Source organism: Azospirillum mesophilum (assembly GCF_053470405.2).
Map to the genome: position 1 here is coordinate 43,658 of NZ_JBPXMQ020000038.1, position 16,720 is coordinate 60,377.

At 69.3% G+C, this 16,720-nt stretch carries 14 protein-coding genes; 11 read left to right on the forward strand and 3 right to left on the reverse strand.

What is annotated here, in order from left to right:
• Positions 1-5 precede the first annotated feature (5 nt).
• The 3 genes from ACSVC7_RS25940 to ACSVC7_RS25950 all read left to right on the forward strand — a co-directional run bounded on the left by ACSVC7_RS25940 (position 6) and on the right by ACSVC7_RS25950 (position 2,131).
• Positions 6-479, forward strand: coding sequence for a nitrate reductase cytochrome c-type subunit (locus tag ACSVC7_RS25940; protein WP_448208318.1), 474 nt, complete (start codon positions 6-8; stop codon positions 477-479).
• A complete protein-coding gene (locus tag ACSVC7_RS25945) occupies positions 476-1,099 on the forward strand; it encodes a NapC/NirT family cytochrome c (RefSeq protein WP_448208317.1) in 624 nt (207 codons plus the stop codon). The genes ACSVC7_RS25940 and ACSVC7_RS25945 overlap by 4 nt, the downstream gene beginning before the upstream one ends.
• A gap of 207 nt (positions 1,100-1,306) precedes the next feature.
• The gene (locus tag ACSVC7_RS25950; RefSeq protein ID WP_448208316.1) at positions 1,307-2,131 is read left to right on the forward strand and encodes a coiled-coil domain-containing protein; all 825 of its coding nucleotides are present in this window, start codon (positions 1,307-1,309) and stop codon (positions 2,129-2,131) included.
• Between the two features lie 74 nt (positions 2,132-2,205).
• Here the strand turns inward: ACSVC7_RS25950 and ACSVC7_RS25955 are convergent, their stop codons facing one another.
• Positions 2,206-2,631: an OsmC family protein gene (locus ACSVC7_RS25955; RefSeq protein WP_448208315.1), complete on the reverse strand. Its 426-nt coding sequence runs from the start codon at positions 2,629-2,631 to the stop codon at positions 2,206-2,208.
• A gap of 282 nt (positions 2,632-2,913) precedes the next feature.
• On the opposite strand from ACSVC7_RS25955, the gene ACSVC7_RS25960 reads away from it, so the two are divergent.
• The 7 genes from ACSVC7_RS25960 (at position 2,914) to ACSVC7_RS25990 (ending at position 11,382) form a co-directional block, all read left to right on the forward strand.
• Entirely contained in the window at positions 2,914-3,255 is a 342-nt protein-coding gene (locus ACSVC7_RS25960) for an acyl carrier protein (protein WP_483508823.1), read from the forward strand.
• Positions 3,252-4,412: an acyl-CoA dehydrogenase family protein gene (locus ACSVC7_RS25965; protein WP_448208313.1), complete on the forward strand. Its 1,161-nt coding sequence runs from the start codon at positions 3,252-3,254 to the stop codon at positions 4,410-4,412. The genes ACSVC7_RS25960 and ACSVC7_RS25965 overlap by 4 nt, the downstream gene beginning before the upstream one ends.
• Before the next feature lie 9 nt (positions 4,413-4,421).
• Positions 4,422-5,339 carry an amino acid--[acyl-carrier-protein] ligase gene (locus ACSVC7_RS25970; protein WP_448208312.1) on the forward strand — a complete coding sequence of 306 codons (918 nt, stop codon included), beginning with the start codon at positions 4,422-4,424 and terminating at the stop codon, positions 5,337-5,339.
• 5 nt (positions 5,340-5,344) lie between these two features.
• A complete protein-coding gene (locus ACSVC7_RS25975; protein WP_448208311.1) occupies positions 5,345-6,247 on the forward strand; it encodes a DUF1839 family protein in 903 nt (300 codons plus the stop codon).
• 210 nt (positions 6,248-6,457) lie between these two features.
• Complete coding sequence (locus ACSVC7_RS25980; protein ID WP_448208310.1) at positions 6,458-8,866, forward strand: glycoside hydrolase family 2 protein; 2,409 nt, start codon at positions 6,458-6,460, stop codon at positions 8,864-8,866.
• Complete coding sequence (locus ACSVC7_RS25985; protein WP_448208309.1) at positions 8,863-10,680, forward strand: alpha/beta fold hydrolase; 1,818 nt, start codon at positions 8,863-8,865, stop codon at positions 10,678-10,680. The genes ACSVC7_RS25980 and ACSVC7_RS25985 overlap by 4 nt, the downstream gene beginning before the upstream one ends.
• Before the next feature lie 192 nt (positions 10,681-10,872).
• Complete coding sequence (locus tag ACSVC7_RS25990; protein WP_448208308.1) at positions 10,873-11,382, forward strand: GNAT family N-acetyltransferase; 510 nt, start codon at positions 10,873-10,875, stop codon at positions 11,380-11,382.
• A 71-nt stretch (positions 11,383-11,453) separates the two neighbouring features.
• Here ACSVC7_RS25990 and ACSVC7_RS25995 read toward each other — a convergent pair whose 3' ends face one another.
• Positions 11,454-11,771, reverse strand: coding sequence for a DUF6916 family protein (locus ACSVC7_RS25995; protein WP_448208307.1), 318 nt, complete (start codon positions 11,769-11,771; stop codon positions 11,454-11,456).
• 104 nt (positions 11,772-11,875) lie between these two features.
• Positions 11,876-12,541: a phage tail protein gene (locus ACSVC7_RS26000; protein WP_448208306.1), complete on the reverse strand. Its 666-nt coding sequence runs from the start codon at positions 12,539-12,541 to the stop codon at positions 11,876-11,878.
• A 734-nt stretch (positions 12,542-13,275) separates the two neighbouring features.
• Here ACSVC7_RS26000 and ACSVC7_RS26005 point away from each other — a divergent pair.
• The coding region (locus tag ACSVC7_RS26005; protein ID WP_483508826.1) for a DUF4347 domain-containing protein at positions 13,276-16,720 on the forward strand (3,445 nt) is incomplete at its 3' end.

Below are 16,720 nucleotides of genomic sequence, written 5' to 3' on the forward strand. Positions count from 1 at the left end.
CGACCATGAAGACCCGTTTCACGTTCGCTGTCCTCGCGTTTACCGCCGCCATGCCCGTGCTGGCCTCCGGCGTGTTCGCCGCCGATGCGATGAAGGTCCCGTCGGGGCCGCACCCCATCACGCTCGACACCCAGGCCGAGCCGATGGGCAAGGAGGTGACCGACGACGTCAAGCGCGTGCGCAACTACGCCGACCAGCCGCCGCTGATCCCGCACGCGATCCGCGATTACCAGATCGACCTGAACATCAACAAGTGCCTGACCTGCCACGACCGCAAGAACACCGAGGGCTCGCAGGCCCCGATGATCTCGGTCACGCATTTTCAGGACCGTGACGGGCAGACGCTGGGCGCGGTCAGCCCGCGCCGCTACTTCTGCATCCAGTGCCACGTCCCGCAGACCGACGCCAAGCCGATCGTCGGCAACAGCTTCCGCGACATCGACAGCGTGCTGGTGAACGGGAAGGAAGGCGCCAAATGATCTCCTGCCTTCTGAACCTAGCGGGGCGCTGCTGGCGCGTCTTCTCGCGGCCCAGCATCCATTTCAGCCTGGGCTTCCTGACGCTGGGCGGCTTCCTGGCCGGCGTGATGTTCTGGGGCGGCTTCAACACCGCCCTGGAGGTCACCAACAAGGAGGCCTTCTGCATCTCCTGCCACGAGATGAGGAACAACCCGTACGAGGAGCTGAAGCAGACCATCCACTTCACCAACCGCTCCGGCGTGCGGGCGACCTGCCCGGACTGCCACGTCCCGCACGACTGGACGCACAAGATCGGGCGCAAGATCCAGGCCTCCAAGGAGGTCTGGGGCAAGATCTTCGGCACCATCGACACGCGGGAGAAGTTCCTGGACAAGCGCCTGGAACTGGCAACGCACGAGTGGGACCGGCTGAAGGCCAACAACTCCCTGGAATGCCGCAACTGCCACAGCGCGGAATCCATGGACATCACCCGCCAGAACCCGCGCGCGGTCAAGATGCACGAAACCTACCTGTTCACGGGCGAGCGGACCTGCATCGACTGCCACAAGGGCATCGCCCACCGCCTGCCGGACATGCACGACGTCCCGCCCGGCTGGACCGGCACGGTGTCCGCCAAGTAAGCCGGCAAGCAACCTGCTGATCGCGCGAAAGCCCCCGTTCCGGTCCGGGACGGGGGCTTTTCCGTTTGCGGGCCTTCGCGCTGTTCCCCCGCTAAACTGTTCCTGCTAGAAAGGTTCCTGTGCGCGCAGCGCGCGAGGGGCTAGGCTGGCCGCGCCGGGGCCGCCTTTGGGGCCGCCTTGGGAGCTGACTTTGCAGGGGACGCCGCGATGACCGAGATGATTCCGATCTCCGATGGCGAGGAAACGTCGCGTCGTCCGGTGGCGTCGGCCGTGCCCCCGCCCTCGGTCTCCCGCAGCCGCGCCAAGACCCCGTCCACCGGCACGACCCAGCTTCTGAAGGTCTATGGGGAGCAGGTCGCCACCCTCAACGAACAGCTTGCCAAGGCCGAGGCCGCGGCGGAGAGCGAGCGGGCCGAGCGGCTGCGCCTCGCCGCCGAGCACACCGCCGACCGCGAGCGCTGGCGTGAGGCCATCGAGCAGGCCGAGGCCGCCCGCGCGGCGGAGGTCGAGCGCCTTCACGGCGGCCACGAGACCGAACGCCAGCGCATCAACGAGCTTGTCGAGCGCCTGATCGCCGAGACGGCGGAGCGCGAGCGGGAGCTGACCGGCGCCGTCCAGGACGCCGAGGCGCGGCTGTCCCAGGCCACCGCCGACATCGCCGCCCTGCGCGCCGCCCACGCCGTCGCCCTGGACCGCCTGCAGGCCGACCGCGAGGCCGAGCGCAAGCGGATCGGCGACCTCGTCGCGCAGCTCATCGCCGACACCGAGGCGCGCGAGCAGACCTTCAACGAGCGTCTGGACGAGGCCCACCACCAGCGCGATGCGGCCCAGTCCGACGCCGCCCGCGAGCGGCAGCGCGCCCAGGAGTTTGAAAAGCGCGTGGAGCGCCTGTCCGGCACGCTGGACGGCCTGCGCCGCGACCGGGAGGCGGAAGTCGCCACCTATGAGGCGATGCGCGACCAGTGCCGCCTCATGGCCTCCGAACTGGAGCGCCTGCGCCGCCCCTGGTGGCGGCGGATGTTCCGGCGCTGAACGTCGCGCCGCTTCAGGTTGGGGCAAACCCGCCTCGCCCATCGGAAATGGGCGAGGGGGCATTTTGCAGCAAGTTACACCAGACGCGCGTTCAGTGAGATTTCGGTGCCGGCGAGGGCCTTGGACACCGGGCAGTTCTTCTTCGCGCCCTCCGCCTGCTGCTGGAAGGTGGCCGCGTCGATGCCGGGGATTTCGGCTTCGCAGTCCAGCTCGATCCGGGTGATGGCGAAGCCCTCGCCGACCTTGTCGAGATGCACGCGCGCGGTGGTGTGGACGCGGGTCGGCGTGTGCCCGGCCTTCGACAGGCCGGCCGACAGCGCCATGGAGAAGCATCCCGCGTGCGCGGCCGCGATCAGCTCCTCGGGGTTGGTGCCCTGGCCGTTCTCGAAGCGCGAGGGAAAGGAATAGGCCCCCTCGAAGGCGCCGCTGCCCAGCCGCATGGTGCCCGACCCCTGCACGAGGTTTCCGCGCCATTCCGCATCCGATTGCCGCACAGCCATGGTCGTCTCCTGTTGATGGTTTTCTGGCGGGCAGAAAACTAGGACCAGCGTCTGATCCGACAATCGTCCTGTTTCCATCGAGGGGTAATAGGCCCGCTGAAAGAAAGTAAAAAGCTCCCCGCAAGTATTAAACACGCTGTATCGCGGCCAATCCAAAAAAGACCAACGACAAACGAAAATTCAAAGTAAGTTAAAGGCCGACAGATCACGAAACGCACTGACCGTATCACAGGTTGTCTGCGCTTTACGGTCATAACGCGAGATGAGCGTTCAAGGAGGGGCATGGCGATGCGCCAGATGGAATGGCAATCGGCTGACGGTGATGCGTTGCAGGCGGCTGCGGCAAACGGCGGGCAGGGCGCCCCGTCCGTGACGGCCGACGATATTCGCGAACTGCTGCAGGACAGCGGCTGGCTGACCGTGGACACGGCCACCCTGTCGGACGAGGACGATCTCTACGCCGCCGGCCTGACCTCGCACGGGTCGGTGAACCTGATGCTGGCGCTGGAGGAGCGCTTCGGGGTCGAGTTCCCCGAACAGCTCCTGCGCCGCCGCACCTTCGAGAGCATCGCGGCCATCCGCGACGCGGTCGCCGGGCTCCTCGACGGGACGGCCGGCGCATGACCGCCCCCTTTCAACAAGCGGCCCAGGCCGCCGCGGAGGTTGCCGGGCGGCACGCCGCCTCCGTGGACCGCGACGCGCGCTTTCCGGCGGAGTCCTTCGCCGCCCTGAAGGATGTCCGGCTGCTCGGCGCCATGATCCCGCGCGATTTCGGCGGGGCCGGGGCCAGCCTGACCGACATGGCCGGCGTTACCCACGCGCTGGCGCAGCAATGCCCCTCCACCGGGCTGATCTTCGCCATGCACCAGATCCAGGTCGCCTGTCTGGTGCGGCACGGCCAGGGCAGCGCGTGGCACCGCGACCTGATGGCGCGCCTGACGGAGGAGCAGATGCTGCTCGCCTCGGCGACCACGGAGGCCGGCATCGGCGGCGACGTGCGGTCCAGCTCCTGTTCGGTCGAGGGGGCCGGGGACGGCTTCCAGCTCGAAAAGCAGGCGACCGTCATCTCCTACGGCGCGGAGGCCGACGCCATCCTGGTGACGGCGCGCCGCGCAGCGGACTCGCCCGCCTCCGATCAGGTCATCATTCCGTTGCTGAAGAACCAGCTTCAGCTCGACGCCATCGGCGACTGGGACACGCTGGGCATGCGCGGCACCCGCAGCGTCGGCTACCGCCTGCGCGGCGAGGGCGTGCGGGCGCAGATCATGCCGCTGCCCTACGCGGACATTTCCGCCCAGACCATGCTGCCGGTCACCCACATCCTGTGGAGCAGCGCGTGGCTGGGCATCGCCACCGACGCGGTGGCGCGGGCCAGCGCCTTCATCCGGTCGGAAGCGCGCAAGCGCCCCGGCACCCAGCCCCCCGGCGCGCGCCGTCTGGCCGAGGTGACGGCGAAGCTTCAGACCATGCGCGGCATGGTGCGCGGCGCCATCGCCCAGTTCGAGGACGCGTCGGACAGCCCCGACCGCCTGACCTCGATGGGCTTTACGGTCTCCATGAACACGCTGAAGATCACGGCGGCGGAGATGGTGGTGCGCATCGTCGAGCAGGCGATGCTGGTCGCCGGCCTGTCCGCCTACCGGAACGACACCCCCTACAGCATGGGCCGCCACCTGCGCGACGCCCATTCGGCGCCTTTGATGATCAGCAACGACCGCGTCCTGGGCAACACGGCGAACCTGCTGCTGGCGCACAAGGACAACGGCTCACTCTTTGGGTGACACATGGATATGCACGCAACGAATTCGTATGCGGAATACCGGGACGCGCTGATCGCGGCGGGGCTTCTCATCCCCACGGGGGTGGACGGGCTGTATGGCCGCAGCGGAGTCTTCGAGGACGTGGTGGAGCGGTTCAACGCCCTGATCTCCGCCTATGGCGGGAACGACGGGGCCGAGGTGATGCGCTTCCCGCCGGGCCTCGCCCGCCAGCACTTCGAGCGCAGCGAGTATCTGAAAAGCTTCCCGCAGCTCGCCGGCACGATCCACAGCTTCAAGGGCGACGACCGCGCCCACCACACGCTGCTGCGCCGGCTGGAGGAGGGCGAGGACTGGACCGACGGCCAGATGGCCACCAACGTGGTCATGACGCCGGCCGCCTGCTACCCGATCTACCCCACGGTGGCGGATCGCGGCGCGCTGCCCAAGGACGGGGCGCTGGTGGACGTCTATTCCTACTGCTTCCGCCATGAGCCGTCGCTCGACCCGGCGCGCATGCAGCTGTTCCGGATGCGCGAGTACGTGCGCGTCGGCACGCCGGAGCAGGTCATGACCTTCCGCCAGACATGGCTGGAGCGCGGCCGGTCGCTGATGGAATCGCTCAGCGTGCCGCTCGACATCGACCTTGCCAACGACCCGTTCTTCGGGCGGACCGGGCAGATGCTGGCGGCCAACCAGCGCGACCAGGGGCTGAAGTTCGAGCTTCTGATCCCGATCACGTCGACGGAGAAGCCGACCGCCTGCCTCAGCTTCAACTACCACCAGGACCATTTCGGCCTGCTGTGGGACATCCGTACCGCGGACGGCGAGGTCGCGCACACCGCCTGCGTCGGCTTCGGCATGGAGCGCGTGGCGCTGGCGCTGTTCCGCCACCACGGCTTCGACGTGAAGGCGTGGCCGACCGCCGTCCGCAAGACGCTGTGGGGGTGATCGGCATGCCGCATCCGCTGCACGCGCCGGACCGCGCCTGGGTCGAGACCAACTGCTACACCGACCTGTGGATCGAACTGCTCCACGCCCTGGGTCTGGAGCCGCTGGCCTCGCTGCCCTTCACCGTGGCGCAGGACTTCGAGGGCGACCAGTTCACCTTCTTCAAGGTCCCGCCGGAGGATCTGCGGATCCTCTACGGGCTGGAGGTGCAGGAACTCGCCATCTACGACACGGTGACGGCGCACACGGCCGTGCAGCTGCGGCGCGGGCGGCCCGTGCTGGTGGAGGTGGACGGGTTCCACCTCCCCGACACGCGCGGCACCTCGTACAAGACGCTGCACGTCAAGACGACCATCGCCATCCTGGGCCTGGACGAAGGGGCGAGGAAGCTCGACTACATCCACAACGCCGGCCGCTTCACGCTGGAGGGGGAGGATTACGACGGCGTCTTCGCCCCGCACACCCTCTTCCCCTATGTGGAGTTCGTGAAGCGCACGGGGGCGGCCCTGGAGGGGGCGGCCCTGCGGGAAGCCTCGCTCGGCCTGCTGCGCCACCATCTGCGCCGCCGCCCGCGGGAGAACCCCGTCACCGCCTACCGCAGCGCCCTGCCGGAGCATCTGGAGGCGCTGGCGGCGCGGCCCATGGACTATTTCCACCTCTACGCCTTCAACATGCTGCGCCAGCTCGGCGCCAACTTCGAACTGCTGGGGAGCTATGTTCGCTGGATCGAGGGGCCGGCGGAGGCGGCGGAGGCCTGCGACACCATCGCGGGCTCGGCCAAGGCCCTGCAATTCCAGTTCGCCCGCGCGGTGAGCCGGCGGAAGTTCGGCGACTATTCGGCGCCGCTGGAGACCATGGAGCGCGCCTACGACACCGCCATCGGCGCGCTGGCCCGGCGTTTCGGGTGACGGGGGATGGCCAGAGTCGTCGCCGTCACCGGCCGAACCGTGACGCCCCTCGGCGAGGGGTGGGAGATGTGCGTGACCGGGGCGGGGGAGTTCGCCGGCCCCCTCCCTAACCCTCCCCCGCTCTCGGCGGACCGAAGGTCCGCCTGCCGCGTCAGCGCAAACCAAAGGTTTGCGCGAGAGCCGATGGCGGGAGAGGGAACTGCTGCCTTCTTGCCCTCCACCGCTGAAAGCGGGGGAGGGAGGGACCCGCGAAGCGGGGGGGAGCGGGCAACTGGCTGGCTTTCCGCCCCCGTCCCCGGCACCGCCGCGCAGGCGCTGCGCGCCGCCGGGCGCTTCTCCATCCACCGGCCGCCCCCGCTTCACGACCAGGACGTCTGGTATCGCACGCGGCTGACCGGCGAGGGGCCGCGCACGCTGCGCTTCCACGGCCTCGCCACCATCGCGGAGGTCTGGCTCGACGGGGAGCGCATCCTGGCCTCCGACAGCATGTTCCAGGCCCATGAGGTCCCCGTCACCCTGCGCGGCGAGCACACGCTCCACATCGCCTTCCGCGCCTTGAACCCCATCCTGAAAGCCCAGCGCGGCCGGGGGCGCTGGCGGGTGCGGCTGGCCGAGCCCGCCGGGCTGCGCGCGGTGCGGACGACGCTGCTCGGCCACATGGACGGCTGGTGCCCGCCGGTCCCGGCGGTCGGCCCCTGGCGTCCCATCGAGCTGGTCGAGGAGAGCGGCCCCCTGCGCGTGCTGGCCGCCGACCTGCGCGCCACGCTCGACGGGGCGGACGGCCTGCTGACGCTCGACCTTTCCGTGGACTGGAGCGGCCCATCGCGCCCGCCGGCCTTTCTGGAGGTCGGGGAGGTCCGCGCCCCCCTGGCCTGGACCGGGCCGGACCGCCTGCAAGGCCGGGTCCGCGTGCCCGACGTGGAGCCCTGGTGGCCGCACACCCACGGCACCCCGGCGCTTCATTCCGTGCGCGCGGGCATCGGCGACGCGCGCATCGACCTTGGCCGCACCGGCTTCCGCAGCATCGTGCAGGACGATCCCGAGGGGCTCGCCCTGCGCATCAACGGCGAGCGGGTCTTCTGCCGGGGCGCCTGCTGGAGCAGCCCCGACATCGTCGGCCTGCCCGGCACGCGGGAGGCCTACGAGCCCTGGCTGCGCCTCGCCCGCGACGGCGGCATGAACATGCTGCGCGTGCCCGGCATCACGGCCTACGAGTCCGACGCCTTCTTCGATTTGTGCGACGAGCTGGGGATCCTGGTCTGGCAGGACTTCATGTTCGCCAACTTCGACTACCCGACCGACGAGACGTTCCTGGGCAAGGTGGCGCTGGAGGCCGCGCAGCTTCTCGACCGCACGCAGGCATCGCCGTCGCTGGCCGTGCTCTGCGGCGGCAGCGAGGCGGAGCAGCAGGCGGCCATGCTCGGCCTGCCGCGCGCCGCCTGGGGCCAGCCGGTCTTCGAAAGCGCCCTGAGGAACGAGGCGGCGCGCCGGCGGCCCGACGTGGCCTATGTCACCAATTCCCCCAGCGGCGGGCCGCTGCCCTTCGCGGCGAACGCGGGCGTCACGCACTATTACGGCGTGGGCGCCTACATGAAGCCGCTGGAGGACGCCCGCCGGGCCGAGGTGCGCTTCGCCTCCGAATGCCTGGCCTTCTCCAACGTGCCGGAGCCGCGCGCGCTGGCCGGGGTGCCGGCGCTGCACGACCCGCGCTGGAAGGCGCGCGTGCCGCGCGACCGCGGCGCGTCCTGGGATTTCGAGGACGTGCGGGAGCATTACCTGCGCGCGCTCTGCGGCGTCGACCCGCCGACCCTGCGCTACGAGGACCCGGACCGCTACCTGCGGCTGTCGCGCGCGGTGACCGGCATGGTCATGGAGGCGACTTTCGCGGAGTGGCGGCGGGCCGGTTCCACCTGCTGGGGCGGGCTGGTTTTCATGTATCAGGACCTTCTGCCGGGGGCGGGCTGGGGCGTGGTGGACGCCGACGGCGTTCCGAAGGCGGCGTGGCACGCGCTGCGCCGCGCCTTCCGGCCCGTGCAGGTGCTGCTGACCGACGAGGGCGTCAACGGGCTGGCCGTGCATCTCATCAACGAGACGCCGCGCGCCATCGAGGCCACGCTGACGCTGCACTGCCTGCGCGACGGCGAGACGGCGGTGATGCGGGCGGAGCGGCCGGTGGCCCTGCCGCCGCGCAGCGTCCAGGCGATGCCAGCGAGCGCGCTGTTCGACCGCTTCTTCGACCTGACCTACAGCTACCGCTTCGGCCCGCCGGGCCACGACGCGACGGTGGCGGCGCTGACGGATACCGCGAGCGGCGCGCGGCTGGCCGAAGCCTTCCATTTCCCATCCTTCCGTCCTCACGAGCGCGCCGACCTCGGCCTGTCCGCCGAGGTGGCCCGGACGGAGGAGGGCTGGGCGCTGACCCTGCGCAGCCGCCGCCTCGCCCGGTTCGTGCAGATCGAGGACGACTCGTACCGGGCGGAGGAGGACTGGTTCCATCTGGCACCGGGGGTGGAGCGGACGGTGCGCCTGATCGCGCGATCCCGAAAGGGGGGCGTGCCGGATGGCGAGGTTCATGCGTTGAATGGGGCGAACCCAGTGCGTTTCCGGGGGTATGAATGAGGCCTGTGGTGTTCGATGGCTGCTTTGGCTGGCTGCACCCGGCCGCCGGACGGCGCGGCGTGGTGCTGTGCGGCCCCTACGGCAACGAGGCGCTGACCATGCACCGGGCGTGGCGCGGCTTCGCCCGGCGGCTGGCCGAAGGCGGGCTGCCGACCCTGCGCTTCGACTATCCTGGCGCCGGCGATTCCGCGGGGGACGAGGACGAGCCCGCCCGCCTGCGCGCCTGGATCGACGGCATCCACGCCGCCGTCGCGTATCTGCGCGCCGCCACGGGGGTGGAGGAGGTGGCGCTGGTCGGCCTGCGGCTGGGCGCCCTGCTGGCGGCTAAGGCGGCGGCGGAAAGCGAGGGCGGGGTGAGCCGGCTGGCCCTGCTGGCCCCGTACCCGTCGGGCCGCGCCTTCGTGCAGGAGTTGCGCGCCGTCGCCATGCTGGCCGTGCAGCCGGAGGGTGCACCGCCCGCCGTCACGCCCGAGCGGGTGGACAGCTCCGGCTTCCGCCTGACGCAGGAGGCCATGGAGTCCCTGCGCGGGCTCGACCTGCTGACGCTGGCGGAAGCGCCGGCCCGGAGCGTGCTGCTGGTGGACCGTCCCGACGCGCGCGGAACCGTCCGGCTGGCCGAGCGGCTGCGCGGCCTGGGCGCCGAGGTGACGGAGGAGCCCTTCCCCGACTTCGCCCACCTCATGAGCAGCGTGCAGCGGGCCAGCGACCCCTGCGCCACCCTGGATCGCGTGGCCGGGTGGCTGGGCGCTGCGGAGCCGGTGGCCGCCGCCCCCGAGCCCGAGGCCGTGCCCCCGCGCCTGGAGCTGCCCGGCGCGGTGGAGCGCCCGCTGCGCTTCGGCCCGACCGGCGGGCTGTTCGGCATCCTGTGCGAGCCGCCGTCGCCCGACGCGGGGCGGGAGCGGCCGGCCGTGCTGCTGCTGAACAGCGGGGCGACGCACCATGTCGGGTCCGGCCGCATGTCGGTCCTGCTGGCGCGCCATCTGGCGGAGCGCGGCGTGGCCTCGCTGCGCTTCGATCTCGGCGGGCTGGGCGACAGCGTGTCGACGCCCGGCCGCAAGGACGGGCTGATCTACTGCCGGGACTCCGTGGACGACGCCCGCGCGGCGCTCGACGCGCTGGAGGCGCAGGGCCACCGGACCGCCGTGGTGATCGGGCTGTGCGCCGGGGCGGCGGTGGCGCTGCACACGGCGCTGGCGGACACGCGGGTGGTCGGGCAGTCGCTGGTCAATCCGGGCCGCTTCTTCCTGGGCGACGGCGACACGGCGGAGGCGGTGATCAACCAGGCCATGAAGCCCACCGCCGCCTATCTGCCCCGGCTGGCGGAGCCGGAGACCTGGCGCGCCATCCTGCGCAACGACGGCAAGGCCGCGCGCGTCCTGCGCGGTCTGTCGGAGCGCGCGGCGCGGCGCCTGCGCATCCGGGCCGAGCGCCTGCGCGCCACCCTGACCGGCGGCGGCGACGACCCGGAGGACGTGGTGCACTGGTTCCAACGGCTGTCCGACCGAGGCGTCTGCACGCTGCTGGTGCACAGCGAGGGCGACGTGACGCTGGGCGAGTTGGAAACCCACGCCGGGCCGGACGGGGCGGCGCTGCGGGCCATGCCCAACATGCGCATGGAGCGCATCGCCGGCGCCGACCACAGCCTGATGCTGCGCTCCGCCCGCGAGCGGTTCGCCCGTCTGCTCGACCAGCACCTGGACGCCATAGAGGCCGGCGGCGACGCCCGCCCCATCCCCGCGCGCGGCCACGCAGCCGTTGCCCGCACGCCCGACGTCGTCGAACGCATCACATTTGGAGACCACGTTCCAGAATAGGGATTTCCGTCATCCCCGCGAAGGCGCTACGGAATGTGTGCACCCCGTAGCGCCTTCGCGGGGACGACGATGTTCCTGGAAACGCGGCATTGTCGCCAAAGGCGATTTCCCCGTGCCGTGGAGACGCTTGCAACCCGCACACCCTTTATAATAAGGGTTGAGCCGCCTTTTTCAGCCGGCGGGAGTTGTGCGATGTCCGGGTTCGTGGAGCAGTTGCGGTTTCCGCGCGGATTGTCCGCGCGCCTTCCCCGGCCGGAGGACGAGGACTTCCTGAGGAATCTGTTCATAACGGCGCGCCCGTGGCTCGCCATGGCCTCGACGGACCAGAACTTCCTGCGCATCCTCTATCAGCAGCAGATCGACGCCACGCTGGCCGGGTTGAAGGCGTCCTTTCCGGATTTCACCGACGTCGTGATCGAAAGGAACGGAGAGCGGGTCGGCCGCATGATCGTGGCGCTGGGCGAAGAGAGCTGGCGTCTGGTCGAAATCGCCGTCGTGCCGGAACTGCGCGGCAAGGGCATCGGGGCGAAGGCGTTCCGCGCCCTGCAAGAGGCCGTCGCGCGCGCCGGGGTTTACCTCACCGGATCGGTGCTGATGACGGAGGTGCGCAACCTCGTCCTCTACCAGCGCCTCGGCTGCGTCTTCGTGGCGGAGCGGCCGCCGGTCATCGAGATGGAATGGCGCCCGCCGGGCCGGGAATGAGCGCCAGCGGGGATCCAGGACCGCCCGGAGACATGTCGGGACGGCCAGAATCCCCGCCTTCGGATAACCGATCAGCCGAAGCTCACCTGATAGTACAGGGCTTCGTCCTTGTTCGCATCCAGCGGCGGCAGCAGGGTGCGGACCAGGACGTCCTCCAGGCAGCCGATGGCCGCGTGCTCCAGCTTGTACGTGCCCTGGGGCAGGGCCGGCTCCGTGGGGCCGCGGAACACCATGTTGAAGGGGACGCGGATGGCGTCCGGCATCGCGCCCTTCGGGTTTTCGGTGATCTTGGTGAGGACGAATTCGACGGTGTTGCCCTGGGCGTCGGTCACGCGCCAGGTCTGGTCCAGGGTCGGCGCCACGTTGGCGGTGGAGATCGTTTCGAGCATGCCTGCCGTTCCGTTTTGCGTGGAAGAAGGGAAATGGTCTGCGGCCGGCCCCCCGAATGGGGGAAGACCGGCCGCAAAACCCGGACGGGACCGCGGAGACCGTCTTACGGACGGGTCGGGTAGACGCCCTCGATGCAGATGAAGAAGTTCATGGTCATCGACGGCTGAATGGTGCTGACCGAGACCGGGACGTTCACCGGCACGGTCACCGGCTGGCCGAGGCCGGTGTTGCCGACGGCGACGGTGCCGGCAACGCTGCCGCCCGACGAGGAGACACCGCCCAGCGCCACCGTGCCGCCGGTGCCGCTCGGGGCGAAGGCGGGGTACAGGACCGGGTCGCGCGAACCATCGTTGGGGATGGCGATGTAGTTGCCGGCCGCCGGGGTGGCGTTGGGGCCGGCCGCCGCGATGGCGTTGACCGAGACGGTCGGCGCGGTGAAGGAGGTCTGCGCGAAGTTGGCGGGGTGGTTGTGCGCCGGCAGGTTGTTGGTGGTCAGCGTGAACTGGCCCGCGCCCGTGGCGGTCTGCGTGGCGGTGGCGGAACCGCTCTTCAGGCCGATCTGGCCCACGCTCGCCGAGCCCATCGGGACGCGGTTGCGCAGGTCGGGCAGGTTGAAGGTGGTGCTGCCGTTACCGCCGAACGTGGTGCCGAGCAGCGAGTACAGCGCCTGGTTCTGGGCAATCGCAAGCTGCGAACCGTCGCAGAGCGCCCAGCCCTGCGGCGCGAACTGGATCGCCCACAGCGTGATCTGGCCCAAATAGAAATCCATGGAGTCTACTCCCTAGTCGCAATGGTCGTCGGGATGCCGTTGCCTGTTCGCCCCGGACGGAGAGCATCCCGATCCCCCGCGCCGACCTTCACCCAGCGATCCGATCGCCGTCGGCCACCGAAAGTGCGAACGGCGGCATCATGCCAAAGAAATAGTGCGGAGAGAAAGCATTACTCGCATCGGAGAATACCCGATCGGCGCAGTCATATACGAGAAAGGGTCTGGATGTTCGGTTTTGCATACTTTTGTAGGAAGCTGGATGGTGGGTGACGGACCATCGGGACGGGCGAATGTTCGACCCCAGGTTGGGGTAGCGGCGAAATAACCCAGGCAACGAGCGACCATCAATTTCGGCCGGCATTGTGTGCACACTGAAAAGGTGTACGCGTGTGTGCCGCTGGCCCCGGCGCTGCGATCCGTCCGCCCCGGCATGCCGGCGCAGCCCGATCACCTGAGCGGATGCATACACCAATATGCGCATCGCTCGAGATTCATCGAATTGCGACAAAATCCAATGAAACGGTACGCAGTGTTACCGCGACTCTACCGCGAATCGCGCCGAGTTTCGGCTTTGAAACATCGGCATTCTTGCCCCCAAAGGATTCGAATCATCCTTGTGTATCTTGATTACTCTCGCCATTCGGTGGTAGAGAATCCAGACAACTACCCAAAGGCGATAAACCGTGCGGGCGGATGGTCCGTGCGATTGTTCACTGAACGCGGAAGGGCGGAACATGGGCCATATCGGAACGTCGAAGAATCGGGGCAAGGGCGCGCGGACCACCAAGGCTGCCGGCCGTACGGGTTCGCCGATGTTCGCCATGGCGCTGGAGCCGCGCTTCATGTTCGACGCGGCCGGTGCCGCGACGGCGGCGGAGACGGCGCATCACGACGACGCGGCGGCGCCGACCGCCGACGCGGGCGCGCACAAAACCACCGACGCCAACGACGCGCTGGTCAAGGCGGCGGCCGAAACCGCGCCCCCCGCCGCGGCCCCGGCCCCGGCGGCTGCCGCGGCGGCACCCGTGTCCGAGCCCGTCGAACTCCGCCCGGCCAGCCCCGACCTGAACGAAGGCCGGAAGGAAGTGGTGTTCGTCGAATCGAACGTCCCCGACCTCCAGACCCTCGTGAACGACACCCGCGCGGGGGTGGAGGTCGTTCTGCTGGACGCCTCGAAGGACGGGCTCGCCCAGATCGCCCAATGGGCGGAAACCCATTCCGGCTATGATTCGATCCACGTCGTGTCGCACGGCGCGGAAGGCGAAGTGTTCCTGGGCACCCTGACCCTGGACCAGACCACGGCGGCGGCCCGGTCGGCGGACCTCGCCACCGTCGGGCGGGCGCTGACCGCCGACGGCGACCTGTTGCTGTATGGCTGCTATGTCGGCAACGGCGGGCGTGGCACCGCCTTGCTGGACACGGTCGCGGCGCTGACCGGCGCGGACGTGGCGGGATCGGTCGATGCGACCGGCGACGCCGCGCAGGGCGGCAACTGGGCCCTGGAAAAGACGGTCGGCACCGTGACGGCGGACGCGGCTGTGACACGGGCCAGCGAGTCCTGGGCGCATCTCCTGACGCTGCCGGACGGCCTGCAGGATGTCCTGAACAGCACCACGACGGGTCCCTTCGCGAACGGCTTCACTTACACGCTGGGTGGCAGCGGCGAGACCACCAAGTTGAGCACCAGTCCGAGCGGCATATACCTTCAGAGTTCTAATTCCACCACGGACCATACGGGCACGTTCACCATTTCCGCCGACAACACGAACGTCGCCAGCTTCGACCTGACCGCCATTACTTTCGTAAAGTACAACACCGTCGCCGATTTCACGTTCACCATCACCGGCCACAAGCTCGATAGCAGCACTGTAACGACGACGTTCTCCACAACCAATGGCTCCACGGCCTACACGACCGGCGACTACACGCAGTTCACCGGGATCACGAGCTTCGACGTCACCATCCTCTCCACCAGCGGTTCCAACACCAACATCTCCCAGAACACACTGGACAGCTTCACCATCGCCAACGCGGTGGCACCGTCCTCCAACCACGCGCCCACGGTCGATCTGAACGGCGCCACGGCCGGCACCACCAACGCGGTGACCTGGACGGAGGCGGGATACAGCGTTACCGGGTCCGGCCCGGTCGCCATCGCGACCAGCGACGCCACGATTGCGGACCAGGACGGCGACAACCTGTCCGCGATGACCGTCACCGTCAGCAACGCGAAGACGGGCGACGCGCTGTCGCTGTCCGGCACCTACGGCAGCATCGGCGTTTCCGGCAACGGCACCTCGACCCTGACGCTGAGCGGCAACGACACCGCCGCCAACTACCAGGCGGCGTTGCGGGCCATCACCTACAGCAACAGCACCGACAACCCGGACACCACGGCGCGCACCATCAACGTCACCGTGACCGACGTCAACGCCTCGCCGAAGACCAGCACCGCCGTCGCCACTACGGTCACCGTCGTCGCCAGCAACGACCAGCCGGGCACCATCTCCGACAGCGACGCCACCGCCAACTCGGTCCCGGAGAACTCGGCCGCCAACACCACGGTGGGCGTCACCGCCTCCGCCACCGATCCGGACGGCGACACGCTGACCTGGACGCTGACCGACGACGCGGGCGGGCGGTTCCAGATCGACTCCTCCACCGGTGTCGTCTCGGTGAAGAGCGGCGCCGTGCTGGATTACGAGAGCGCCACCAGCCACACCATCACGGCGCAGGCGGCCGACCCCAGCGGCGTCACCCGGACCCAGACCTTCACCATCAATGTCAGCGACGTGAACGAGGCGCCGACCAACATTTCGCTGGCGTCCAGCACGATCACCCAGTCGGCGGCGACCGCCGGCGCCAGCATCGGCGCGCTGTCCTCCACCGACCCCGACGCCGGGCAGAGCTTCACCTACACGCTGGTTTCGGGCACCGGGTCTGCCAACAACACGTCCTTCGACGTCAGCACCGGCACGCTGAAGGTCGGCGCCACGCCCCTGACGGCGGGGACCTATTCGGTGCGCGTGCGCACGACCGACAACGGGTCCCCCTCGCAGTATTATGAAAAGCAGTTCAGCATCACGGTGACGGACAACGTGCCGCCCGTCGTGCAGAGCATCGCGCCGACCGGATCGCCCGCCGCCAACGCCAGCACCGTCACCTTCCGCGTCACCTTCGACGCAGTCGCCAACAACGTCAGCGCCGACGACTTCCAGCTCACCACGACCGGCACTGCGGCGGGCAGCATCGGCACCCCGACCACCACGGACAACATCGTCTGGGACGTCCCGGTGACCGGCATTTCCGGCGCGGGTACGCTGCGGCTCGACCTGAAGGGCAGCACGAACATCACGGACGCCGCCGGCAACGGAAACAACACCAACGGCTATGCCGCCGCCTTCAGCTCCGGCACGGCGCAGACGGTGGACCGGGTCGCCCCGACCTTCGACGCCGCGAACTCCTCCCCGGCGGACAACGCGACCCTCGTGCTGGCGAGCGCCACGCCGGTGCTGAAGTTCAGCGAGGCGGTGCAGAAGGGCGCGTCGGGCAACTTCACCCTCTACAACGTCACCGACAGTACGGTGATCGAGACCTTCGCCTACAACTCCAGCAAGATCACCGGCTGGGGCACGTCGCAGCTCACCATCACCCCGACCTCGGCGCTGCCAAGCGGCAAGAACATCGCGATCCAGTGGGACGCCACGGCGGTGACCGACACGGCGGGCAACGCGCTGGCCGGCAACGCCACCAACACCACCTACAACTTCACCACCAACACCACGCCGACGATCGGCGGCACGGCGACCAACCAGGCGGTCAACGACACGACGACGGTGTCGCCCTTCTCCGCCCTGACGGTGACCGATCCGGACACCCAGGGCATGGACGCGACGGTGACGATCACCAACGGTGCCAACCGGGGCGACTTCACCGGCGCCTCGGCAACCGGCTGGACGCGCACGGTCAGCGGCAGCGACTACGTCTACACCCGCAGCTTCTCATCGGGCAGCAACATCGGCAGCACCGTGCAGGCGGCGATCCGCGCCCTGGTGTTCCAGCCGCGCAGCAACGCGATCGCGCCGAGCACGACGGAGACGACCTCCTTCTCGGTGTCGGTCAACGACGGCACCGGGGCGGTCAGCAGCGGTTCGATCTCGACGGTGACCACCTCGGTCA